A 23,407-nucleotide genomic window follows, 5' to 3' on the forward strand; every position below is an offset into this window, starting at 1 on the left:
TGAACTCAGGAGACAAAAAATGGAACTGTCAGCGCTGACTGCTGTTTCACCGGTCGATGGCCGATACGGTACGAAAACGATTGCGTTGCGATCGATTTTTAGTGAATTTGGATTGCTTAAATACCGCACCATCGTGGAAATCCGTTGGCTGCAAAAACTGGCAGCGACAGACAGCATCGCAGAAGTGCCTGTTTTTAGTCATGACGCCAGTGCCCAACTCGACCGCATTGCTGCTGAGTTTGATGAACAAGATGCCGCACGTATTAAAGAGATTGAGCGCACCACCAATCATGATGTCAAAGCCGTTGAGTATTTTCTAAAAGAAAAGATTGCCGATAACGCAGAACTCAACGCGGTCAGTGAATTCATTCACTTTGCCTGCACTTCTGAAGACATTAATAACCTGTCGCATGCACTGATGCTAAAAGAAGCACGCGATACGGTAATTTTGCCAGAAATGCAACGTCTGGCGGACGCCGTCAAAGACCTATCTCAACAATTCCGCGACGTACCCATGCTTTCACGCACCCACGGTCAGCCTGCGTCGCCATCGACCATGGGTAAAGAGATGGCAAACGTGGCGTACCGCATGGCACGCCAAATCAAACAGGTTCAAAGTAGCGAAATCCTAGGTAAGATCAACGGCGCTGTGGGCAACTACAACGCGCACTTGTCAGCCTATCCAGAGATCGATTGGCATGCCTACAGCGAAGCCTTTGTGACCTCATTAGGCATTGACTGGAACCCGTACACCACCCAAATTGAGCCGCATGACTATATTGCCGAGCTTTTTGATGCCGTGTCGCGTTTTAACACCATTTTGATCGATTTTGACCGTGATATCTGGGGCTACATTGCGCTGGGCCACTTTAAGCAAAAAACCATCGCGGGTGAAATTGGCTCATCGACCATGCCGCACAAGGTTAACCCGATTGATTTTGAAAACTCGGAAGGTAACCTCGGCCTAGCCAATGCCATTTTCTCTCACCTTGGGCAAAAGTTGCCGATTTCTCGCTGGCAGCGTGATCTCACCGACTCCACCGTATTACGTAACCTCGGTGTGGGTGTGGGCTACACCATGATTGCTTACGCGTCGACCCTTAAAGGGATCAGCAAGCTGGAGGTGAACCAAGCCGCACTCGAAGCGGAATTGGATCAGAACTGGGAAGTCCTTGCCGAGCCTATTCAAACCGTGATGCGTCGTTATGGGATAGAAAAGCCCTACGAGAAGCTCAAAGAGCTGACACGTGGCAAACGGGTTGATGGCGAGGGGATGCGTACCTTTGTTGATAGTCTTGATTTGCCTGAGCACGAGAAAGCACGCTTGAAGCAAATGACACCGGCTAACTACATTGGCGATGCGGTCAAGCTCACTGACAAACTGTAAGCAAAACGCATCCAATGCTCGCGGCCTCCATATTGGGGGCCGTTTTTTTATCCCACTCGCACCACCCCGCTCGTCACGTTATACTGCCGCAAATTTCGTAAACTAAGTCGTTATGTATCAGTTTCAGTTCTCGCTCGCCGAATTTATGGCCGCACATTGGCATCAAAGCCCCACCGTTATCCGCCAAGGGTTAGCCAATTTTAACGATCCCATTGAGCCTGAAGAGGTCGCAGGACTCGCGATGGAAGAAGACATTGACTCGCGTCTAGTGACCCAAGCCAATGGCCAATGGCAAGTCGCGAACGGTCCTTTCGAGCACTTCGATGATTTCCCAGCGACGCATGCACAACTGGTGGTACAAGCCGCTAACCACTGGCACCCAGGCGTGCGTGATCTCGCTGAGGCATTTACCTCGCTACCACAGTGGCTATTTGATGATGTCATGGTGTGTTATTCCCAGCCTCAGGGCGGCGTTGGGCCTCATATTGATCAGTATGATGTGTTTATTGTGCAAGGCCAAGGGCGTCGCCGTTGGCGTGTGGGGCCAAAAGGTGATTACCAAGAAGCTAACTTAGACACCGGGCTCAAGCAGATCACCGGCTTTGACGCCATTATCGATGTGGAGCTAGAACCAGGCGATATTCTTTATATCCCGCCAGGCTTTCCACACGAAGGCGATACCCTTGAGCCCTCGCTCAGCTACTCGATTGGCTATCGCTCACCAAAAGCCCGCGAGCTACTGAGCAGTTATGCTGACCAAGTGATTGTCGAAGAAGCCGGAGACAATCATTTCCATTGGCCAGCCATGCCAGCGCAAGCCGATGCGCCTGCGGCATTGGATCCACAACATCTCGCGCAAATGAACGAGATGATGATCGCACTCATGCACGACGAGACCCGCAAAAAGCGCTGGATTGGCGAGTTTCTCTCTCAAGCCCGGCATGAGCTCGACTTACTCAGCCCCGACCCTCAGTGGCAACCTGATAGTCTCAAAGCCGCGATGCAAGACGGGCTTTGTCTGGAAAAACTCAGTGGGTTGCGCGCGTTTTATCACCCAGACCAGCCTGAAATGATTTTTATGCTGGGTGAAAGCTTTGATTTACCCGCAGGATGTGAGTCACTCACCCCAGCGTTATGCAATCAACGCTTTATTGATTGGGAAATCCTCGGCGATGCCGCCGACCATAGCCTGTTTTGGCCGATGCTGACGCTGTGGGTCAATCGCGGCTACTGGTATCCTCTCGAGGAAGCGCCAGAGTAACCGCGCATCACCAAGATTAGACTTTAAACTGGGCCGTTAGCGCACGCTGACGGCCAGCCAGCGCCTCCAATTGGCTGGCAATACTCGCCGCCGATTCGGCATGCGACAAGAGTTCATCGCTGCGTTCACGAATATGGGTCACGTTTTGCGTCACATCGCCTGATACCGCGCTTTGTTGCTCCGCCGCCGCGCTAATTTCACTGTTAAGCCCCATCATGTCTTGCATCGCAGTACGAATCTGGTCCAAGCTCGCCACCGTCTCTTGCACCTTTTCAGCGGTGTCATCCGCTAGCTGATTCCCTTCATGAATCGCCGCTACCACTGACTCTGCCCCTAACTGCAACGAATCAATCACGGTACGGATCTGGGTGATTGACTGGTTAGTACGCTGTGACAGTTCACGGACTTCGTCAGCGACCACCGCAAACCCGCGCCCTTGCTCACCCGCACGCGCCGCTTCAATCGCCGCATTTAAAGCAAGTAAGTTGGTTTGCTCTGACATGGTGTCAATCACCGTCAAGATCTCGGTGATATCCTGACTACTCTTTTGTAAGGCTTGCGCATCGTGGGTCGCGCCATTCAGCGTCTCCACCAAACGCGTCATCGCTTGCGACGAACCAGTCACAATTTTTTCACCCTTCTCCGTCGCTGTATTCACCGCGGTGGCCGCAGTTAGCGCCGATTCGGTATGACTGGCAACCTGTGAGGCCGTTTGCGTCATCTCTTCTGATGCTGTCGCCACTGCATCCAAGCTTGATACTTGTTCACGGCTACCATCTCGGGTTTGCACGGCCACGCGTGCGGCTTCTTTGGCTGTATGTTCCGCTTCTTCAACGCTATTAATCACATTCGCCATAATAGGCTGAAGCTTATCGAGGAAGCGGTTAAAGCGCCCCGCCAGTACCCCAATTTCATCACGATTTTTAAGCTGGATACGCTGCGTGAGATCGCCATCGCCGTCGGCAATCTCTGCCAATCGTTCCGCCAGTAGCTTCAGGGGTTTAACGATTTGGCGCGCCGCTAATCCGGCGATCACCAAGGCAAGCAGGGTTGCCACAACCCCTAAGCTACGTTCTGTCCACGCGGCTTGACTGCGTTGCGCGGTAATTTGTTGGCTTAATTGGTTTGCCTCAGAGAGCAAGACATCTTCCGGCAAGGTGATAAGGGCTCCCCACGTGGTGCCTGGCAAGGCAATCGGCACGTAGGTCATCAACTGGCTTTTTTGCCATACAGTCTGTGGCTGTCCCTGCGTCAGCCAGGAGCTCATCGCATCAGGGCTGGTGGGTAAATCGTCGACAGTGCCGCCGCTCACTTGGGCGTTATCAGACGCCACTAAACGGCCACCTTGGCTCAATACACTGACATTGCCAGCGCCGCCAAATAGGGCTTTATCCGCCTCTGAGATCACTGACTGTAACCCGCCAAGCGCAATATCAATGCCCAGCACTCCCAGCACTTGTCCGTCGCGCATCAGCGGTGAGGAAATGGTGACACTCAGGCTACTGCCCGCTTGTTTGGGCGCAGATACACAAGCTGCGCCTTGGTTCAATGGGCACTGATACCAATGATTCGCCGCTTGCCCATTGCCATTTTTATTGCCGTTGTTAATTTGCTTCTCGCTCAGCACGGTACCTTGCAGCTCGCCATCCCGCTTTTGCCAGCGGCTGGCAAAACGCCCTGCGGCATTCGCGCCCCGTTCTGTATCGAGCTGATAAAAGTCATCTTCTTGGTCAAGTGCATTGGGTTTAAATACCACGAACGCGGCTTGAACCGTATCGAAGTTCTCCACTGAGCGTCGCACCAGCTCATTGATTGAGCCGCGAAGTTCACCACTGTCGGTAAAGTTTTGCTCAGCGTTATACTGTAGATACACCACACTTTGCGCCAGCATTTGCGCGCGGTACACCGCCTCATCTAAAGAACGTTGCACATGGGTCGCTTGAACTTGGGCCTGACTGGTCGCAAGACGTTGAGCAGCACTACGCAGCGTTTGGGTACTCGCCTGACCGACCGTTTGCTGAAACTGGTTATTGACGTAGGTTGAGAAGGTTAATAACGTCACCGCGGTCACAGCAACGCACAAACTGGCCACGAGGGTGACCTTCCATTGAATTGAGAGGGATCGCATGACAGCTCCTTTGTCACTCTATCGACAGCCACCACTGCTATCGATTCTCATCCTTGAAACACGCATTTAACAGTAACAAAAAAGCGCAGGAAATAAACCTGCGCTTTTCATATTATTGCGTTTTTTACGATGACAAAAAACGTCGCTTATCTGTCTTTTGGATCCAAGGCATCACGAAGCCCATCGCCGACATAGTTAAAACAGAACAATGTCATGACCATAAAGGCGGCAGGGAACAGCAGCTGCCAAATCGCAATTTCCATCGTTTGCGAGCCTTCTTGTAGTAAGGCGCCCCAACTGGTCATTGGCTCTTGCACACCTAAGCCCAAAAAACTCAAGAAAGACTCAAACAAGATCATGTTCGGCACTAGTAAGGTCGAGTAAACCGCAACAATCCCAAGTACGTTTGGCACGATATGGCGCGTAATGATATGGCGCGTGCTCACCCCTGAAACGTGCGCGGCTTCGACAAACTCTTTACTCCGTAAGCTGAGTGTTTGACCGCGCACAATACGTGCCATGTCTAGCCAAGCAATACAGCCAATGGCCACGAAGATCAGCACGATATTACGGCCAAAGAAGGTTACCAATACAATCACGAAGAACATGAACGGAATCGATTGGAGGATTTCCACCAAACGCATCATCACCGCATCGGTGCGGCCGCCAATAAAGCCTGATGTGGCACCATATAAGGTACCAATCAAGACGGCGACAAAGGCGCCCATGACGCCTACCATGATCGATATACGCCCGCCCATCATGGTGCGAGTAAAGAGATCTCGGCCTAACGCATCGGTACCAAACCAATGTCCGTCTACGCCCAATGAAGGCGCCGCATGAATGGCATACCAATCGGTCGCGTCATACGCGTAGGCACTGATATACGGCCCAAGGATCACGCTCAAACCAATCAATACCAGAATCACCAAGCTCGCCATCGCGGCACGGTTACGTTTAAAACGAATCGCCGCATCCTGCCAAAGGCTACGCCCCTTGACATCGACTTCTTCAGCAAAGTTTTCGAGGGCGTCAATGTTTTCTTTTTTCGTCAGCATCATGTCACCCCTAGTAACGAATCTTAGGATCGATATACGCCAGCAGGATATCGACGATCGCGTTGAAAAGAATGGTCAGCGTACCGATCAAAATGGTACAGCCAAGCACTAATGAATAATCACGGTTAAACGCGGCGTTCACAAACAGCTTACCGATACCAGGCAAGCCGAAAATGGTTTCGATCACCACCGACCCAGTAATAATGCCCACAAACGCGGGTCCCATGTAGGACACAACCGGTAGCATCGCAGGCTTGAGCGCATGTTTAACAATAATCTTAGGGTAACTGAGCCCTTTGGCACGCGCGGTGCGAATAAAGTTACTGTTTAGGGTTTCGATCATGCTACCGCGGGTCACACGCGCAAAAGTGGCCACATACAGCAAGGACATACCGATCATTGGCAACACCATGAATTGCCAACCACCGCCTTGCCAGCCACCGGCGGGGAACCAACCAAGATTAATGGCGAAGATATAAATCAGCACTGGCGCGAGCACAAAGGATGGCATCACCACCCCTAACATCGCCGTGGACATGATGGTGTAGTCAATCCAGGTGTTTTGTTTGAGCGCAGCAATGGTGCCAATCGTGACCCCAAAAATCAGCGTAAAGATAAACGCCAACGCACCGATTTGTGCCGATACAGGAAATGCGTCAGCAATCAGCTCATTCACCGTAAAATCAATGTATTTAAACGATGGACCAAAATCCCCTTGTAGGATATTGCCCAAATAGGTGGTGTATTGCTCAAACACAGGCTTATCCAGGCCGTATTTGGCATTAATGTTTTCCATTACGGCAGGGGGCAATGGACGTTCGCTTGAAAAAGGGTTGCCTGGCGCAAACCGCATCAAGAAAAAAGAGATAGTAATTAAGACCAACAACGTTGGAATAGCTTCCAAAAGGCGCTTGGCGATAAATTTCAACATAACTGTACCGTTTCGTTTTGAGCCTCACAGCGTCCGCTACCTAGGCGATACCTACATAGCGACAACCAGCCAAGGGAACCGCGTGGTGCGGCTCCCTTATCAGCTGTGAATCAGGCGTTACTCAGCCTTGATATAAAGATCTTTTGAGTAAATCTTCTCTTCGGCGTTATTGGCAGGGAAGCCACCGACTTGTGGACTAAGCAGACGTGCTTTTACATACTGGTAAATCGGCGCAATCGGCATGTCTTTTGCCATCTGGGCTTCCGCATCCAAGTACAGTTGTGTGCGCTTGTCGTCGTCTGTGGTGGTCATGGCGTTTTCCATGATCGCATCATAAGCTTGGCTATCATAATGCACACCACCTGATGAGTTGGAGCTACGCATCAAGCTGAGGAAGGTAGACGCTTCATTGTAGTCACCACACCAACCGGCGCGCGCGACATCAAAATTACCTTCATCTTTGGTGCTCAGGTAGGTTTTCCACTCTTGGTTATTAAGTGCAACATCAACACCCAGCTTGTCTTTCCACATTTGACCGATTGCGACGGCCAGCTTTTTGTGGTTTTCGCTGGTGTTATAAAGCAGTGAGAAGTCGAGCGGGTTGTCTTCACCGAACCCAGCTTCTTTGAGCAGACGCTTGGCCTCTGCATCACGCTCTTCTTGTGTCATCTTGGCGTACGCTGGCAGCTCAGGATCAAATCCAGCGGTAATTTCAGGCGTCAAGAAATACGCAGGCTTTTGCCCTTGACCCAGTAGCGCATCGGTAATCACGTTACGGTCAATCGCGTAAGACAAGGCTTTACGCACACGGACATCATCAAAGGGTTCGCGCTTGGTATTAAAGATGTAGTAGTAGCTACACAGGTTGCCCACGATAGACAAATCTTCTGGGTGCTCGTTTTTCAGGCGACGGAAATGCTCGTTCGGGATCTCATACGTCATGTCAATTTCGCCGGCCAAGTAGCGGTTCATTTCTGCGACTTGGTTTTCAATCGGCAAATAGGTCACTTTATCGAGCGTGGTATTTTCATTGTCCCAATATTGGTCGTTACGGATTAACTCAATGCGCTCATTAATCACCCAGTTGTCCACGACATAGGCGCCATTACCCACGAAGTTCTCAGGTTTGGTCCATTGGTCACCATGTTTTTCCACCGTTTCTTTGTGTACCGGCTTCATGGTGGTGTGACCCATCATCTTCACAAGATAAGGCACCGCGGTATCTAACGTTACCTGAAGGGTGTGATCGTCCAGCGCTTCAACGCCCAATGTGTCTTTATCTTTGTCACCTTTAATAATGGCTTTGGCATTCTCCATGTGGGTGTAGCCAAGGTACCAAGAGTAAGGTGACGCTGTCATCGGATCAGCCACACGCTTAAAGCTGTACTCAAAATCTTGCGCAGTAACAGGATCACCGTTAGACCATTTGGCGTCTTCACGGAGATAAAAGGTAAACACCTTGTTGTCTTCGTTTTCCCAGCGCAAAGCGACGCCAGGGATAACATTGCCGTCTGCATCCTGGTTGACCAAGCCTTCTAGCAGGTCACGAATAACATGCGACTCAGGCACGCCTTGAGTTTTATGCGGATCCAACGACGCCACTTCGGCACCGTTACCACGCACGAGCTCTTGCTCTGCCGCCAGTTGCGGCTCGCCTGTCGCGGACTCGGCTTGTTGTTTGGTTTCAGGGTTGGATTGTGAGGTCTGTTTTTGCTCTGGTTCGCTGCATCCTGCTAGAGCCAGAGAAAGGCCAGCGCCCATAAAGAGGGTTCGGGTGATCGTGTTTAGCTTCATCGTGTAACTCCATAACAATCGCTATTGCATCCATGACAATCGACGCCACGTGGCGGAGGAATCCGTTTTGCACAATCTAAAAAGATGTACTACGCCTCGCTGCGCGATTAGAGGCAAAACATTACCAAGCAACGCTGTGTTTTGCCATAAATCTGAAGTATTTTGCCATAGAATGAGATTAAAAACTCATCTTTCACTACTTAAAAGTCGCATAAAGGAATTTCAAGCTGGTAAGACGAGGCCGCGTTAGCGCTTTATTCACCACAAGAAACAAAATACGGAACAAATTGCTATTTATACTGAATCTGGGGGCATTGGCACTAATGCTGAACTAGCTTGCGGTCGAAAAAACACACAAGCCTCTCTCTATCTTCGCAATCTCAGTGACTTTGACTGCCAATATGCGTCAAATGTTACTTAATTGTAAAGCCGATACTAAACGTTATTTGTCAAAAAAACTCAACAGAAACACATGCACGTGATGTCAGACAGCTATCACGGTCACAAAATCTGAATTGAATAAGCGGTAATGGTGTCTGTCAGAGGAAACGCTCACCGCGAATAGATGCGGGGATCAGGCACGGATGTCGAACGGAGGGAGAACGTAGAAACGGCTGCTTCGGTAGGCTTGAGTGGTGATAATGTCGCAACAAAGCCAGCTTCGCAGGCTGGCTTTGTTCTATAAACCACTATTTTTTGGCATCGTCGGGACTAAAAACGGGGCCACTATCGGATGAACGATCACTGGCCTGATCGCGCAGAACACGGTTGTCCTCACGTGCTTTTTCCATTTCTGGCATGACCTCGTTAAGCATTTCTTTGATTTTCTTGTTGCTATAGCGCTTGTGTTTCATTGTGTCCTCCTGAACTCATCAGTATTTGGCACAGTCACTCGCGGAACAACGACCGAGTCCACTCGACTGTTACGCCAGTACAAACCGCTTGTGCAATTTTTAAGCTACACCTTCATCGTCAATAAAGCAAAATATTGCCGAAAAGGCACGCCAAACATCTTTGCCCCCCACAACATCTCGACGTCTCAACCCAGAGCCATAGCGGATATCGGCCCGCTCTCGGCTTAGTTTAATAACATTTGCTGATAATAAGCGGCTGTTTAGACGAAATACCAATATTGACGCTTTTTTAAACAAACGATATTGTTATTCGGCGCTCTATCCCCCATCATTGTGTTGTTGATGAGCTGTTCCCGATCATCAACCTAATTTTTCTTCCGACAAGAGAGTAAAAAGCAAGACTATGAGACCACAAAGCTCAACCTCGCGCCCTTTATGCGCACGCGTTCGCCATGGTTACAACCCAAATAAAGGAAAAAAACCACAGGTTAACCGCTAACGCGGTGTTGATGTTAAAAACACCTCTTTAATAGCCTCCAAATGGAGGCTATTTTTTTGTCTTTATATCGCGATACTGACGACGAATCAGGGCGTAATCCTACTCACGGGCGACCGCAAAGCGAGCAAGTTAGCGTTTGCACAATGCGTTATCGCGAGCGGATTTGCGTTGCAAATTGCGAGTTCTCGCCCTCAAGCGCTACGCAATCGCGACATCACGATGCCGAACCGCTGGTATACGGGCGTTTCAAAAAGTAGGCACCCCTTTTGCAATATCTAGATTACTAGACCAACGCCATTGCTTGTCAGGGGGTATCACATGGGACAATCCACACCAATTTTGTTTAATGATCGTCACATCTTGCCCGGGGGCCGGATACCTCTTCGGATCCCAGCAGGCGACTCGTTAGACACACTCGTATTCGCGTTAAAGCATGGACTCCCTATCGGAGTGTGTATGGCGGAAACACAAGCCCAGCGCTCTCATGTGGATATTGGCACCTTTATTGAAATTGAGGACTATACCCGAAGCCAAGAAGATGGCTGCTTAGTGATCACGGCACGGGGAACCGCACGCTTTGCGATTCATGCGTTTAACCAGCAGCACAACCACATCTTGTTTGCCTCGGTCAACGCATTACCTCGGTGGCCTGATTGCCACGTCGACAAACAAAGCGAGCCTCTCGTGGAGCGCTTACAGTCGATGTTTGAGCGCTACCCTGAACTACAACAAATGCACCGAGAGACCGAGTTCTCCAATTTGGCGTGGTTATGCCAGCGCTGGTTAGAGCTGCTGCCGCTCCCCACCGGGGAAAAACAACAGTTGATGGCGAACAGTTCCTGTGTCGCCACACGGGATTATCTGTTGAGCATGATGCAAGATCCCCATTAAACCGTTTTTATTGCTGCCTTGCTATTTGCCCTTTTTATTCATCTGCTTGATTGGGCGAGGTAACGCGACGCGTTACCTCTTTTTTTTGCCTTCACCCTTTTGTCCCACTTTCCTGACTTGCTCACACTTTACTGCTCCGGTAAATACCTAGTCGCTTGAGCTTCAGGTAAACTAGGCACATTGATTTTTTCTCAGGAAACGACGCAATGATCCAACAGGTTTCAGATCAGCATTCACAACGTATCGTCGCGATCGGTGGCGGGCATGGTCTGGGGCGCGTCTTATCGGCATTGGGAATATATGGCGAGCAGGTAACAGGCATTGTTACCACAACCGATAACGGGGGATCCACTGGCCGTATCCGTGCATGCCAAGGGGGGATAGCCTGGGGCGACATTCGTAACTGCCTCAACCAATTAATCACCGAGCCCTCGGTCGGCTCCATGCTGTTTGAATATCGCTTTAAAGGGAAAGGTGAGCTGAACGGGCATAATTTGGGCAACCTGATCCTTACGGCACTGGATAACCTCTCAGTCCGTCCGCTTGAAGCCATCCAACTTATTCGCGATCTGCTAGATATCCGCCCTAATTTACTGCCGATGTCCGAGCACCCTGCTGAGCTTGCCGCGTTAACGCCAGAGGGTGAGACGGTGTCGGGAGAAACACATATTGATGAGCTAAGCGCTCCCCCGACGCGTCTCTTTTTGTCCCCAACCGTCCCCGCGACCCGCGAAGCCATTGAGGCTATCGAGCAGGCTGACTTGATTTTGCTCGGCCCTGGCAGTTTTTTAACCAGTGTAATGCCGCCGCTGCTCGTCCCCGAACTCAGCCGTGCGTTGAAACATACACAGGCCAAACTGGCGTTTATTAGAAACCTTGGCAAGGAAATCGGGCCGGCGGGTGACATGTCATTAGCCACTATGCTTGCTTGGTGCGAGCGTGCAATGGGTGGGAAAGAAATCGATATTGTGATCGGAGAACAAAACGCGTCGCAGCTCGCCACACGTTACCAACAAAAAGAGGCCAGCTTGGCCTCCTCAAATCATCATTGGCGTCATGACAGGGATAAACTACGTCAAGCTGTTGATGAAGTTTTGCTCGACGGCCATTTCTCGGTAGGTAGAGGCCGTTCCTCGTAACATCTCGGTCAGCTCATCTAAATGATGTGTCATCCACTCCTGTTGCCCTTGCTTGACGCGTGATTCACACTCACGCGCCATCTCGGCCAGATCATCCGCCCCAAAACTGGCAGCACTGCTTTTGATCGCATGGCTGATCTCGCGAACTTGCTCGATCGATGGCGAACCAGACAATTGAGAATGGTATTGGGATAGCTCGTCGCTAAATACAGTGAGCAAAACCGTCACCGTATCCTCGCCTACTTCTGATTTCAGTCGACGTAATGTTTCAGTATTTACTGTGGTGGCCATACATCCATTCCTATCATTCATGCGCCGCAGATTTTTGCCAAGCTTGTAGTTTTCGGTACAAGGTTGAAGGGCTAACTTCAAGTAACCCCGCCGCTTGCGGGATATTGCCATTACACACGTCGATCGCGACTTCAATAGCACGTTTTTCCGTTTTCCATAATGGTTCTATATCGGCTTTCATCACCACTGGCGATGCTGGCTTGACGGGCTCGTGAGTTGCTGATGCGCTGTTCGCCGTTTCCGATCGCGTGTTATCCCCTGTAGATGCAATTTCAGCACCAGAAACGCGAGCGACTGGCGATGGTAGCATCTCTTTGCTGACTTCTTCGCCGTTATGCAACACCACTATGTTACGGATCACGTTTTGCAGCTGCCGAACATTGCCTGGCCAGTCGTATCGAAGGAGCTGAGTGGTCACTTCGTCACTAAAACGACAAAAATCTTTGCCTTCTTCAGCGGAAAACAGCGCGAGTAAGGCGTTGGCAATGGCGATCACATCGTCTCCACGCTCTCTTAAAGGCGGCAACTCGAGTGGAATAACGTGCAAGCGGTAGTAGAGATCTTCCCGGAATTTCCCCTGCTGTACTTGGAGCCAGGGATCGCGGTTAGTGGCACAGACAAACCGGACATCCACCGACTTTACTTGCGAGGAGCCGACCTTTTGAAAACTCCCCGTTTGAATGAAACGTAGCAGTTTGGATTGCAAATCCATATCCATTTCGCAAATTTCATCCAAGAACAAGGTGCCACCATTGGCCATTTCTGCGGCCCCTTCACGCTCAGACGCAGCGCCAGTAAAGGCTCCTTTCACATGACCAAATAACTCACTTTCAATCAAATCTTTCGGGATAGCCGCGCAATTCAGTGCAATAATTGGCTTGTTACTTCGCGTACTGGCAGCATGAATCGCTTCTGCGCATACCTCTTTACCGGTCCCGCTTTCACCGGTAATAAACACCGTGGCTTTACTGGGCGCAGCCGATTCGATCACACGGTACACCGCCTGCATCGGCAGACTGCGACCAATAAACCCGTGGTATTCACTTTCCTGTTTGGTCGCTTTCCCCGGATGACTCGGCTTGGGTTTGAGCGACTTATTGACCGTGACACGCAACTGATCGGCTTCACAAGGCTTGATCAAAAAGTCATTGGCACCATGACGCATGGCATCGACAGCGGCATCAATCGAGCCATGAGCGGTCATAATAATCACGGGTAAATCGGGCGCGACTGCTCGCACTTTGGCAAGTACATCAATGCCCGACATATCCGGCAGGCGTAGATCTAAGATCATCAGTGCTAACTGATCGCCTTCTTGCTCGAAAAAAGCCATCGCATCCTGACCCGTCCCTACAATGGTGACATCCACATCTAAGGGGTTAAGGTAGGATTTATATAACGCCGCAACCGACGCCGTATCTTCCACCATCAATATTCGTTTACTGGGTGATAGTGCTGGCATGTATCCTCCAAGAATCGCATCGCGGCGTGTAGCGATAACTCACTCAGTTGCACGAGCGTATGCGAAATGCGTTGCATTATGCAATTGTGCCCTCATTGTAGCTGGGCGAGTCCGTTAAAACCACACGTTTTGTCGATGTAATGGCTATCTTTTATTTTTGGCACGCCAAATGCATCTATTCCAGTGACCCTCAGGGGTCACCTAGCCAACTGACGTTGTTTGTGAGTTTTCACTCACTGAAACACTGTAGCCAACCTGTCATTTAGGTTGGCTTTTTTTTACTTCACGCGGTGCTTTTTCATCCCATTAGCTGTTTACAATAAACTGCTCGCGCAGCGCTTGTAACTGATCTCGCAATTGTGCCGCGGTTTCAAACTCAAGGTTCTGCGCTGCCTCAAACATCTGACTTTCCAGTTTTTTGATTTCAGCATCAATTTGTTGTGGTGACTTCAACGCATAGTCCGCATCAGGCTCGGCAACGGCACGCAACGATTTGACTGCTGGTTTCGCGGTTTTGCCCCGTTTACCCGTGCCTATCTCCATCACGTCCATCACTTTCTTATTCAGTTTCTGTGGCGTGATACCATGCGCCTCATTATGTGCAATTTGCTTCGCCCGGCGTCGCTCCGTTTCATCAATGGCGCGTTTCATCGACTTGGTGATCGAATCGCCATATAAAATCGCTTTACCGTGAAGGTTACGTGCTGCACGGCCAATGGTTTGAATTAATGAACGTTCAGAGCGCAAAAAGCCTTCTTTATCCGCATCCAAAATCGCGACCAAAGACACCTCAGGCATATCTAACCCTTCACGAAGCAAGTTAATCCCGACCAAGACATCAAACTCACCAAGACGGAGATCCCGAATAATTTCCATGCGCTCCACCGTATCAATATCAGAATGAAGGTAACGCACTCGCACATCATGCTCTTGCATGTATTCGGTTAAGTCTTCTGCCATACGCTTGGTCAAGGTCGTCACCAGCACGCGCTCGTCTCGCTCACGACGAGCACGTACCTCAGAAAGCAAGTCATCCACTTGAGTGGCGACCGGACGCACTTCTATTTCAGGATCGATAAGCCCCGTTGGACGCACCACTTGATCAATGATATCCGCGCCCGATTTCTCAGCTTCATAGTTACCCGGCGTGGCGGAAACATACACGGTTTGTGGCGCGAGTGCCTCAAACTCATCAAATTTTAGCGGTCGGTTATCCAACGCTGAAGGCAGCCGAAACCCATAGTCCACCAAGGTCTCTTTACGCGAGCGATCGCCTTTGTACATGGCACCAATTTGCGACACGGTGACGTGCGACTCGTCGATGATCAACAGTCCATCGGCGGGTAAATAATCAAACAAGGTCGGTGGTGGTTCGCCTTCTGCACGACCACTCAAATAACGCGAGTAGTTTTCGATACCCGAGCAATAGCCCAGCTCATTCATCATCTCAATATCAAACTGCGTTCGCTGTGTGATGCGCTGCTCTTCCAGCAGTTTATTATGCTCAAGCAGTGTTTTTTTACGTGCCGATAGCTCCGTTTTTATCTGCTCCACTGCTTCGAGAATACGCTCTCGTGGAGTGACATAGTGCGTCTTAGGGTAGATGGTGCAACGAGGCATGTCTTTGACACTCACCTGCCCCGTTAAGGGATCAAACACGCTGATGGTTTCCACCTCGTCGTCAAACAGCTCCACCCGTATGGCATCTTTGTCCGATTCAGCCGGAAAGATATCGATGACTTCACCGCGAACGCGAAAAGTTCCGCGCTCAAAGGCCATATCATTGCGGGTGTACTGCAACTCAGCGAGGCGTTGTAAAATGGTACGCTGGTCTAAAAAGTCACCGCGGCGAATGTGAAGCATCATTTTTAAATACGAATCAGGGTCACCCAAGCCGTAAATAGCAGAGACCGACGCCACAATCACCACATCACGGCGTTCCATCAACGCTTTTGTCGCCGACAAACGCATCTGCTCAACGTGATCATTAATCGACGCATCTTTTTCTATGAAGGTGTCTGTCGAAGGCACATATGCCTCTGGTTGATAATAATCGTAGTAAGAAACGAAGTACTCCACCGCATTGTCAGGGAAAAACTCGCGCATCTCCCCATAAAGCTGCGCCGCCAATGTTTTATTGGGAGCCAATATCATAGTAGGGCGATTGAGCTCAGCAATGACATTGGCCATGGTGAACGTTTTTCCCGACCCTGTTACCCCCAGCAGCGTTTGATGGGCAAGACCGGCCTCTAACCCTTCACACAGACGATGGATGGCCTCAGGCTGATCACCTGATGGTTTAAAAGCAGAATGCAGCGTAAATGTTTTACTCATGAACCTATCCTGTTTGGGGCTGACCACGATGTCCAGCTTGGGGCGCTAACGCGAAAAGTCTATTGTCCTGACTCGCCCTGCGGAGTCAACGATTGCGGTTAACTACTGACAAACTGCCAATTGCGATCTTTTTCGTCTTGGACGCTTGATCTCATGAAGGTGTCTAGGTAACCTATCGTTCCTCTTTTGGCATGCAGCCATTGCAGCCAGCTTGTCTAAGCGAAAACAAAGCGCTAAGCAACAAAGCTCTGAGCGAAGACGGGCTCTAAGCTAGAACAAAGCACTAAACGCATCGAGCACGAAACAAATCAAGTGCAAAGAGCATAGAGTGCAATAAAGATAAACCTCTAAATCATGCGTTTTCGCGCGTATTTCTATTGAATATCCTCTCTTATCACTTTTTTATCCCCGATACTCAAGGGTTGAACAAATAGCGACCTGTGCATAATCCACGATCTTTTTTTTTTCAAACTGATCGCATTAAAAAAAGCACAAACATTAAAAATCAATACCTTATAGTCATTCCCATGCCGACGATAGCTGCGTCAAGCTTGTATAAAATCAGTCACATAGTCAGTTGATCAAGATCCACACACATGGTTATCCACAGAATCTGTGGGTAACCGCTGAGAGCCCTTTCATTACCGGCCGTGTAAAAAGTCAAGAAAAAAATAGCCTCTATGCTCAATCACTCGCCACTATGATGCTTTTATCAGCGTCGCTGGCTAGCTTTTCAGCAGTCGATTGAAAAGACAGATTTTATTGCTTTTCATCAGTTGACACCTTTCGAGGTGCTCGCTAACATTCGCCCCGTTCTCAAGGCAATTCCCCCTTAGTTCAGTTGGTAGAACGGCGGACTGTTAATCCGTATGTCGCAGGTTCGAATCCCGCAGGGGGAGCCACTATCTTGAGATAAGATAGACATTGCAAAAGTGAGCACCCTTTCTGCTGCGCAGAATATGTCGCAGGACTAGGCGTCCCCGTCGAATCCCGCAGGGGGGAGCCACTATCTTGAGACCTCACAGAACACAATAGCGACACGATTCCCCCATAGTTCAGTTGGTAGAACGGCGGACTGTTAATCCGTATGTCACTGGTTCGAGTCCAGTTGGGGGAGCCAAATTTATGTCTCTGTTCTCCTTGACCTATCCTACTTTCTCCGTGATCTCATCACACACTCTTACCGTGATCGAACACGCTACGCTGCCACTACCCCTAGATTAAGGTGCGCGCGTAAAGCGTCACTAACAGCTTACAGCGAACCAAGCAAAAACCCTGCTTGATGGCGGTTGTTATAGCCGCCTCAAAGGTCGATAATAGGCAGATCACAAAAACATTAAATGATTAAACAGCATGGCTGAGTATTTGTTGCTACTGGTGGGCACAGTATTGGTCAATAACTTCGTACTGGTGGAGTTTTTGGGCTTGTGTCCATTCATGGGCGTATCAAAAAAACTGGAAACAGCAATTGGGATGGGGCTTGCCACAACCTTCGTGTTGACCTTGGCATCAGTGAGCTCGTATCTGGTTGAAACCTATATTCTTATCCCACTTGATCTCGGATACCTGCGCACACTGAGCTTTATCTTAGTGATTGCCGTGGTGGTGCAGTTCACGGAAATGGTGGTGCATAAGACCAGTCCAACACTGCACCGACTATTGGGCGTATTCCTACCTTTGATTACCTCAAACTGTGCGGTACTCGGGGTGGCCTTGCTCAATGTGAAACAACAGCACAGCTTTATCGAATCGATTATTTACGGTTTTGGGGCGGCCTGTGGTTTCTCGCTGGTTCTCGTTTTATTCGCTGCAATGCGCGAGCGCATTGCAGCCGCTGACGTACCCGCGCCTTTCAAAGGCGCGTCAGTGGCAATGATTACCGCAGGATTAATGTCGCTCGCCTTTATGGGCTTTACAGGACTGGTGACTTTATCATGAGTGGAATAGTGATAGCGGTGGTTGTGCTTACCGCGCTCGCCGCCATATTCGGTGCAATCCTAGGTTTCGCCTCGATTCGCTTTAAGGTGGAGGCGGATCCTATTGTCGATCAAATTGATGCCATTCTGCCGCAAACGCAATGTGGCCAATGCGGTTACCCTGGCTGTCGCCCCTATGCCGAAGCCATTGCCAATGGTGACGAGATTAACAAGTGTCCGCCAGGTGGCCAGCAAACGATTGAAAATTTGGCTGATTTGATGGGCGTCGAAGCGACCGAACTCGCCCACGATGAAGAAAAAAGTATCAAAACCGTTGCCTTCATTCATGAAGAAGATTGCATCGGCTGCACCAAGTGCATTCAGGCCTGTCCGGTCGATGCGATTGTCGGCAGTACCAAAGCGATGCATACCGTGATCGAGCAAGATTGTACTGGGTGTGATTTATGTGTTGCCCCCTGTCCGACCGACTGTATTGAAATGATCCCCGTTCAGGACACCCCTGAAACCTGGAAATGGAAGCTTGAACAAATTCCCGTTGTAGATGTCACTGAGAGTCAGAGAGCACGCGCCTGATGGACAGCCTTATAGAACAAATAAAACATGGCCAGATCTGGGATTTCCATGGCGGCATTCATCCGCCTGAGCATAAAACTCAGTCGAATCACGGCGCCATTTTAGAAAAGATACTCCCTACCGAGCTGGTTATCCCGCTAAAGCAACATATTGGCAGCAAAGGAAAATTATGCGTGAGCCAGGGCGATCGGGTATTCGCGGGGCAAGCCCTCACTGAGACGGATATTCAACAATGTGTGCCGGTACATGCGCCGACATCGGGCACCGTGATTGCCATCGAAGATAGAACCATCGCGCATCCTTCAGGCTTGTCCGACCGTTGCGTGGTGATTCAGCCCGATGGAAAAGATGAGTGGGGACCTAAACCTGCCCTACCGGCTTATCAAACCCAGCCGCCAGAGCAATTGATCGATCATATCCGCTCTATGGGCATTGCTGGAATGGGAGGCGCTGGCTTTCCAACCGCAAGAAAACTGCAAAGTGGCTTGGCGCGTACTGAAGTACTTATCATCAACGCCGCAGAATGTGAGCCTTATATCACCGCCGACGATCGGCTGATGCAAGATTGCGCAGATGAAATCGTCGCAGGGGTACAAATTCTTAATCACATTGTTAAGCCTAAGCTGTCCGTGATTGGCATTGAAGATAATAAGCCAGAGGCTATCGCTGCGCTTAAAGCAGCGGTGAAAGCCGCTGAAGAGGACATACTCATCCAGGTAGTACCTACCAAGTACCCATCTGGCGGTGAAAAGCAGCTGATTCAAATCATTACCGGCAAAGAAGTCCCAGCCAAAGCCTTTCCCGCCAGTATTGGTGTGCTTATGCAAAACATCGGGACCACTTATGCGATCAAACGCGCCGTGCTAGATGGCGAGCCGCTGATCAAGCGTGTGGTCACTTTGACTGGGAAAACACTCAAAACCCAGCAAAACCGGTGGGCACTACTTGGCACGCCAATTGGCGAATTGTTGGCGCATCATGGTTACAAGGCTGAGAAAAAACTGCCTCGGGTGATTATTGGTGGCCCGATGATGGGCTTTACCGTCCCACATACACAAGTGCCTGTGACTAAAACCACCAACTGTGTACTGGTGCCAACGCGCAAGGAAATTGCGCCTGCCAAGCAAGAGATGGCCTGCATTCGTTGCAGTGCCTGTGCCGATGTTTGTCCCGCTCACCTGTTGCCCCAGCAATTGCAGTGGTATGCCAAAGATCAGGACTACGACAAGTGCCAAGACTATGATCTCTTCGATTGTATTGAATGCGGCGCCTGTGCCTATGTGTGTCCGAGTGAGATCCCACTGGTGCAATACTATCGCCAGGCTAAAGCGGAAATTCGTGAAATTGAAGCGGAAAAAGAAGCCGCGGAGCGCGCACGTCAACGTTTTGAAGCCAAAAAAGCGCGAATGGAACGTGAAAAACAGGAACGAGAAGAAAAACATCGCAAAGCGGCCGAGCGTCGCAAGCAAGCGGCGCAACAAAACACTGGCTCGGGTGATGCGCTTAACGCTGCGGTAGAGCGCGTGAAGGCGAAAAAAGCCGCGCAATCGGCATCGAGTGATGTCAAACCTGCTGTTGCGGCGGCGATCGCACGGGCCAAAGCGAAACAAGCCGAAGCGGCAAAAACCGGCAGTGATGAGCCAGACAACAGTGAAATGATGAAATTGCGCGAAGAGCGTAAGCGTCAAGCGCGAGAGCGTAAGGCGGCCAAAGAGGCGCAAAAAGCTTCAGCAGCTGCTGATTCACAGGCAACATCCGACAGCAACTTGAGTCAAGACGGCAAGAAAGACGCAGTCGCCGCAGCCGTTGCCCGTGCCAAAGCACGCAAAGCGGCTCAGCAAAACGATGCCAAGGCAGAGCCAACACCGGCGGCCGAGCAATCATCCGCCGCAGAAAACACGACGGCACAAACGGATGACGCCGGCGACAAAAAAGCGGCCGTCGCAGCCGCGGTTGCCCGCGCTAAAGCACGTAAAGCTGCTCAGCAAAGCGATACCAAGGAAGAGCCAACACCCGCGGCCAAGCAATCATCCGCCGCAGAACACACGACGGCACAAACGGATGACGCTGGCGACAAAAAAGCCGCTGTCGCCGCCGCGGTTGCCCGCGCTAAAGCACGTAAAGCCGCTCAGCAAAGCGATGCCAAGGCAGAGCCAACACCYGCGGCCGAGCAATCATCCGCCGCAGAAAACACGATGGCACAAACGGATGACGCTGGCGATAAAAAAGCCGCAGTCGCCGCCGCGGTTGCCCGTGCCAAAGCACGTAAAGCGGCCCAGCAAGGCGACACCAAGGTACAACCTGAGACGGCTGCCGATACGCCATCCGACGCTGCAGACACCGCGCCTGCAACCGACGAAGCTAACGACAAAAAAGCCGCTGTCGCAGCCGCCGTCGCGCGTGCTAAGGCGCGTAAAGCCGCACAACAATCACAAGAAGATAAGGAATAACCCACGTGGCGTTTTTCATTGCAAGTTCACCACACGCCCACAACAAACGTTCCACCAGCCATATTATGCTGACGGTGCTTCTCTGTGCCCTGCCCGGTTTGGCCGCACAGTGGTATTTCTTCGGCTGGGGCGTACTGGTTCAATTAACCTTGGCGGTAATCACGGCATGGTCAACCGAAGCACTGGTCATGCGATTACGTCATCGCCCCGTGATGGCTTACCTTCGCGATAATAGCGCCCTACTCACGGCGTTTTTATTGGCCGTCGCGATCCCACCGATGGCGCCTTGGTGGGTGATCGTTATAGGTACCGCGTTTTCTATTATTGTTGCCAAGCATATCTATGGCGGATTAGGACAGAACCTCTTCAATCCAGCCATGGTTGGCTATGTGGTCCTCCTCATCGCTTTTCCGGTGCAAATGACCACCTGGTTACCGCCAGAGAGTCTCGCCACCCATAGTTTGACCATTACCGATACCCTCGCGGCGATTTTTGGCGGCTATACCTTAGATGGTTTTAGCGTCAACCAATTGCGTATGACCGTGGATGGCGCCACCATGGCGACGCCTCTGGATACCATTAAAACTGCGCTCGCAGGCGGTCAAACCGTCAGTGAAGCCTTGCAACAGCCCATTTTCTCAGCGCTAGGCGGTAAAGGTTGGGCTTGGGTAAACACGCTTTACCTACTCGGTGGTTTGGTGCTTATCCAACGTGGCATTATCAATTGGCATATTCCTGTCGCGGTACTCGTCGCCTTGTTTGCTTGTTCATTACTCGGCCACTTGGTCGCACCGGATCAACTCGCGTCGCCCCTGATTCATTTGTTGTCTGGCGCGACCATGCTCGGGGCGTTTTTTATCGCCACCGATCCGGTGTCGGCCTCCACCACCGACCGTGGTCGGTTATGGTTTGGTGGCCTGATTGGGGTGTTGGTGTATTTAATACGTACTTGGGGCGGCTACCCAGATGGTGTCGCGTTTGCGGTGATCATTGCCAACTTGTGCGTTCCATTGATTGATTATTACACCAAACCAAGAACGTATGGGCATGCCACAAACCGTGCGGAGAAGAAGTCAAAGTCATGATTGATACTATAAAAAAACATGGGGGCATTCTCGCGGTCGCAGCCCTCTTGTCGACAGCACTGGTGGCGGTCACTCACGCGCTAACCGAAGACACCATTAAAGAGCAGCAGCAAATTCAATTATCAAAGGCGCTCAATCAGGTGATCCCAGAAGAAAGGCACGATAATCCGCTACATCAAAGCTGCCGCCTTATCGAAAATAAGGATGCACTGGGCACCGATGACGCCCAGCCTTTTTATGTTGCCACCCTAGGCGGTGAGGTCAGTGCCGTTGCTATTCAAGCTATTGCCCCTAATGGCTACAATGGTGCCATTAAGGTATTAATTGGCATGGATGCGACCAACCATCAGGTGCTGGGTGTGCGGGTTCTCGAGCATAACGAAACCCCAGGACTGGGAGATAAAGTGAGTTTGCGGGTATCAGATTGGATCCGTAGCTTTAGCGGCAAAACCGTCACCAGCGAAGACGATGCGCGTTGGGCGGTCAAAAAAGACGGCGGGCAGTTTGATCAGTTTACCGGCGCCACCATTACCCCGCGCGCGGTTGTTGGCGCCGTCAAAAAAGCGGCTTGGTTTGTGAGCCAACACCAAGACGCGCTGATCAACCAACCGGTTAATTGCGGAGGAGCGTCATGAATAGCGCCCACAAAGAGCTAATGAAAAATGGCTTGTGGAGTAATAACCCAGCGTTTGTGCAGCTACTAGGTTTGTGCCCACTGTTGGCGGTATCCGCTACCGTCACCAATGCACTTGGCCTTGGGATCGCGACCTTGGCCGTACTCGTCGGCTCCAATTTGATTGTGTCACTGATTAGGGACTGGGTACCCAAAGAAGTGCGCATTCCTATTTTCGTGATGGTGATTGCTTCACTGGTGACCTGCGTGCAACTGGTCATGAATGCGTATGCTTACGGCCTTTATCAATCGCTCGGTATTTTTATCCCATTGATTGTCACCAACTGTATCATCATCGGCCGCGCCGAAGCCTTTGCCTCTAAAAACCCTGTCGGCTTGTCGGTGAGTGATGGTTTTTGGATGGGCACCGGTATGACAGTAGCCTTGGTGGTATTAGGGGCTATTCGCGAAATTATCGGCAATGGCACCTTGTTTGATGGTGCCGACCTCTTGCTCGGCGACTGGGCTGCCGCGCTTAGGATTGAGATTTTTCAATTCGACACCAAGTTTCTGTTAGCCATATTACCACCGGGCGCGTTTCTCGCGGTCGGCTTTCTTATCGCGTTGAAGAACATCATTGATACACACCTTGCCAGTAAAACAGAAAAAGACGACAAGCCGGTGATTGAGCGCGCACGGGTGACGGGTAATCAATGATCC

18 protein-coding genes and 2 tRNA genes are annotated in these 23,407 nt (G+C 50.7%); 12 read left to right on the top strand and 8 right to left on the bottom strand.

Annotation, left to right across the window (positions count from 1 at the left end):
- The first annotated feature begins 19 nt into the window (after positions 1-19).
- Together purB and BZG23_RS10425 are read left to right on the top strand one after the other, a co-directional pair.
- Positions 20-1,387 carry an adenylosuccinate lyase gene (gene purB / locus BZG23_RS10420; RefSeq protein ID WP_077606878.1) on the top strand — a complete coding sequence of 456 codons (1,368 nt, stop codon included), beginning with the start codon at positions 20-22 and terminating at the stop codon, positions 1,385-1,387.
- 112 nt (positions 1,388-1,499) lie between these two features.
- Positions 1,500-2,648, top strand: a complete 1,149-nt coding sequence (locus tag BZG23_RS10425) for a ribosomal protein uL16 3-hydroxylase (RefSeq protein ID WP_077606879.1) — start codon at positions 1,500-1,502, stop codon at positions 2,646-2,648.
- A gap of 16 nt (positions 2,649-2,664) precedes the next feature.
- Here the strand turns inward: BZG23_RS10425 and BZG23_RS10430 are convergent, their stop codons facing one another.
- The 5 genes from BZG23_RS10430 to BZG23_RS16605 form a co-directional block, all read right to left on the bottom strand.
- The gene (locus tag BZG23_RS10430) at positions 2,665-4,776 is read right to left on the bottom strand and encodes a methyl-accepting chemotaxis protein (RefSeq protein WP_077606880.1); all 2,112 of its coding nucleotides are present in this window, start codon (positions 4,774-4,776) and stop codon (positions 2,665-2,667) included.
- A gap of 146 nt (positions 4,777-4,922) precedes the next feature.
- Complete coding sequence (gene oppC / locus BZG23_RS10435) at positions 4,923-5,834, bottom strand: oligopeptide ABC transporter permease OppC (protein WP_046075323.1); 912 nt, start codon at positions 5,832-5,834, stop codon at positions 4,923-4,925.
- 10 nt (positions 5,835-5,844) lie between these two features.
- On the bottom strand, positions 5,845-6,765 hold the full coding sequence (oppB, locus tag BZG23_RS10440; RefSeq protein ID WP_046075322.1) for an oligopeptide ABC transporter permease OppB: 921 nt from the start codon (positions 6,763-6,765) through the stop codon (positions 5,845-5,847).
- A gap of 117 nt (positions 6,766-6,882) precedes the next feature.
- Positions 6,883-8,559 (bottom strand): ABC transporter substrate-binding protein, encoded by a 1,677-nt coding sequence (locus BZG23_RS10445; RefSeq protein WP_077606881.1) that lies wholly within the window; start codon positions 8,557-8,559, stop codon positions 6,883-6,885.
- A 689-nt stretch (positions 8,560-9,248) separates the two neighbouring features.
- Complete coding sequence (locus BZG23_RS16605) at positions 9,249-9,413, bottom strand: hypothetical protein (protein ID WP_156146677.1); 165 nt, start codon at positions 9,411-9,413, stop codon at positions 9,249-9,251.
- Between the two features lie 817 nt (positions 9,414-10,230).
- On the opposite strand from BZG23_RS16605, the gene BZG23_RS10450 reads away from it, so the two are divergent.
- Both BZG23_RS10450 and yvcK read left to right on the top strand, forming a co-directional pair.
- Positions 10,231-10,803: an LON peptidase substrate-binding domain-containing protein gene (locus tag BZG23_RS10450; protein WP_077578076.1), complete on the top strand. Its 573-nt coding sequence runs from the start codon at positions 10,231-10,233 to the stop codon at positions 10,801-10,803.
- Positions 10,804-11,009: 206 nt separating this feature from the next.
- Positions 11,010-11,942 (top strand): uridine diphosphate-N-acetylglucosamine-binding protein YvcK, encoded by a 933-nt coding sequence (gene yvcK / locus BZG23_RS10455; RefSeq protein ID WP_046075319.1) that lies wholly within the window; start codon positions 11,010-11,012, stop codon positions 11,940-11,942.
- On the opposite strand, the gene BZG23_RS10460 is transcribed toward yvcK, so the two are convergent.
- The 3 genes from BZG23_RS10460 to uvrB form a co-directional block, all read right to left on the bottom strand.
- Positions 11,874-12,233 (bottom strand): Hpt domain-containing protein, encoded by a 360-nt coding sequence (locus BZG23_RS10460; protein ID WP_046075318.1) that lies wholly within the window; start codon positions 12,231-12,233, stop codon positions 11,874-11,876. The genes yvcK and BZG23_RS10460 overlap by 69 nt on opposite strands.
- Before the next feature lie 13 nt (positions 12,234-12,246).
- Positions 12,247-13,695 carry a quorum-sensing sigma-54 dependent transcriptional regulator LuxO gene (gene luxO / locus BZG23_RS10465; RefSeq protein WP_241832499.1) on the bottom strand — a complete coding sequence of 483 codons (1,449 nt, stop codon included), beginning with the start codon at positions 13,693-13,695 and terminating at the stop codon, positions 12,247-12,249.
- Positions 13,696-14,001: 306 nt separating this feature from the next.
- Positions 14,002-16,029 (bottom strand): excinuclease ABC subunit UvrB, encoded by a 2,028-nt coding sequence (gene uvrB / locus BZG23_RS10470; RefSeq protein WP_077606883.1) that lies wholly within the window; start codon positions 16,027-16,029, stop codon positions 14,002-14,004.
- 826 nt (positions 16,030-16,855) lie between these two features.
- On the opposite strand from uvrB, the gene BZG23_RS10475 reads away from it, so the two are divergent.
- The 8 genes from BZG23_RS10475 (at position 16,856) to BZG23_RS10510 (ending at position 23,404) form a co-directional block, all read left to right on the top strand.
- Positions 16,856-16,931 (top strand) — tRNA-Asn (locus BZG23_RS10475).
- Between the two features lie 142 nt (positions 16,932-17,073).
- A tRNA-Asn gene (locus BZG23_RS10480) sits at positions 17,074-17,149 on the top strand.
- 233 nt (positions 17,150-17,382) lie between these two features.
- On the top strand, positions 17,383-17,967 hold the full coding sequence (gene rsxA / locus BZG23_RS10485; RefSeq protein WP_046075315.1) for an electron transport complex subunit RsxA: 585 nt from the start codon (positions 17,383-17,385) through the stop codon (positions 17,965-17,967).
- Complete coding sequence (gene rsxB / locus BZG23_RS10490) at positions 17,964-18,539, top strand: electron transport complex subunit RsxB (protein WP_077606884.1); 576 nt, start codon at positions 17,964-17,966, stop codon at positions 18,537-18,539. The genes rsxA and rsxB overlap by 4 nt, the downstream gene beginning before the upstream one ends.
- Entirely contained in the window at positions 18,539-20,989 is a 2,451-nt protein-coding gene (gene rsxC, locus BZG23_RS10495) for an electron transport complex subunit RsxC (RefSeq protein ID WP_077606885.1), read from the top strand. The genes rsxB and rsxC overlap by 1 nt, the downstream gene beginning before the upstream one ends.
- 5 nt (positions 20,990-20,994) lie before the next feature.
- Positions 20,995-22,074 (top strand): electron transport complex subunit RsxD, encoded by a 1,080-nt coding sequence (gene rsxD / locus BZG23_RS10500; RefSeq protein ID WP_046075312.1) that lies wholly within the window; start codon positions 20,995-20,997, stop codon positions 22,072-22,074.
- A complete protein-coding gene (gene rsxG, locus BZG23_RS10505) occupies positions 22,071-22,709 on the top strand; it encodes an electron transport complex subunit RsxG (RefSeq protein WP_077606886.1) in 639 nt (212 codons plus the stop codon). The genes rsxD and rsxG overlap by 4 nt, the downstream gene beginning before the upstream one ends.
- Complete coding sequence (locus BZG23_RS10510) at positions 22,706-23,404, top strand: electron transport complex subunit E (protein ID WP_046075310.1); 699 nt, start codon at positions 22,706-22,708, stop codon at positions 23,402-23,404. The genes rsxG and BZG23_RS10510 overlap by 4 nt, the downstream gene beginning before the upstream one ends.
- The last annotated feature ends 3 nt before the right edge of the window (positions 23,405-23,407 follow it).

This window comes from Salinivibrio sp. ML290, assembly GCF_001995695.1.
Taxonomy (GTDB): Bacteria; Pseudomonadota; Gammaproteobacteria; order Enterobacterales; family Vibrionaceae; genus Salinivibrio; species Salinivibrio siamensis.

What these genes read in the sequence shown, in the direction of transcription:
- purB (WP_077606878.1), top strand. Translation starts at nt 20, where the DNA reads ATGGAACTGTCAGCGCTGACTGCTGTTTCACCGGTCGATGGCCGATAC.
- BZG23_RS10425 (WP_077606879.1), top strand. Translation starts at nt 1,500, where the DNA reads ATGTATCAGTTTCAGTTCTCGCTCGCCGAATTTATGGCCGCACATTGG.
- BZG23_RS10430 (WP_077606880.1), bottom strand. Translation starts at nt 4,776, where the DNA reads ATGCGATCCCTCTCAATTCAATGGAAGGTCACCCTCGTGGCCAGTTTG.
- oppC (WP_046075323.1), bottom strand. Translation starts at nt 5,834, where the DNA reads ATGCTGACGAAAAAAGAAAACATTGACGCCCTCGAAAACTTTGCTGAA.
- oppB (WP_046075322.1), bottom strand. Translation starts at nt 6,765, where the DNA reads ATGTTGAAATTTATCGCCAAGCGCCTTTTGGAAGCTATTCCAACGTTG.
- BZG23_RS10445 (WP_077606881.1), bottom strand. Translation starts at nt 8,559, where the DNA reads ATGAAGCTAAACACGATCACCCGAACCCTCTTTATGGGCGCTGGCCTT.
- BZG23_RS16605 (WP_156146677.1), bottom strand. Translation starts at nt 9,413, where the DNA reads ATGAAACACAAGCGCTATAGCAACAAGAAAATCAAAGAAATGCTTAAC.
- BZG23_RS10450 (WP_077578076.1), top strand. Translation starts at nt 10,231, where the DNA reads ATGGGACAATCCACACCAATTTTGTTTAATGATCGTCACATCTTGCCC.
- yvcK (WP_046075319.1), top strand. Translation starts at nt 11,010, where the DNA reads ATGATCCAACAGGTTTCAGATCAGCATTCACAACGTATCGTCGCGATC.
- BZG23_RS10460 (WP_046075318.1), bottom strand. Translation starts at nt 12,233, where the DNA reads ATGGCCACCACAGTAAATACTGAAACATTACGTCGACTGAAATCAGAA.
- luxO (WP_241832499.1), bottom strand. Translation starts at nt 13,695, where the DNA reads ATGCCAGCACTATCACCCAGTAAACGAATATTGATGGTGGAAGATACG.
- uvrB (WP_077606883.1), bottom strand. Translation starts at nt 16,029, where the DNA reads ATGAGTAAAACATTTACGCTGCATTCTGCTTTTAAACCATCAGGTGAT.
- rsxA (WP_046075315.1), top strand. Translation starts at nt 17,383, where the DNA reads ATGGCTGAGTATTTGTTGCTACTGGTGGGCACAGTATTGGTCAATAAC.
- rsxB (WP_077606884.1), top strand. Translation starts at nt 17,964, where the DNA reads ATGAGTGGAATAGTGATAGCGGTGGTTGTGCTTACCGCGCTCGCCGCC.
- rsxG (WP_077606886.1), top strand. Translation starts at nt 22,071, where the DNA reads ATGATTGATACTATAAAAAAACATGGGGGCATTCTCGCGGTCGCAGCC.
- BZG23_RS10510 (WP_046075310.1), top strand. Translation starts at nt 22,706, where the DNA reads ATGAATAGCGCCCACAAAGAGCTAATGAAAAATGGCTTGTGGAGTAAT.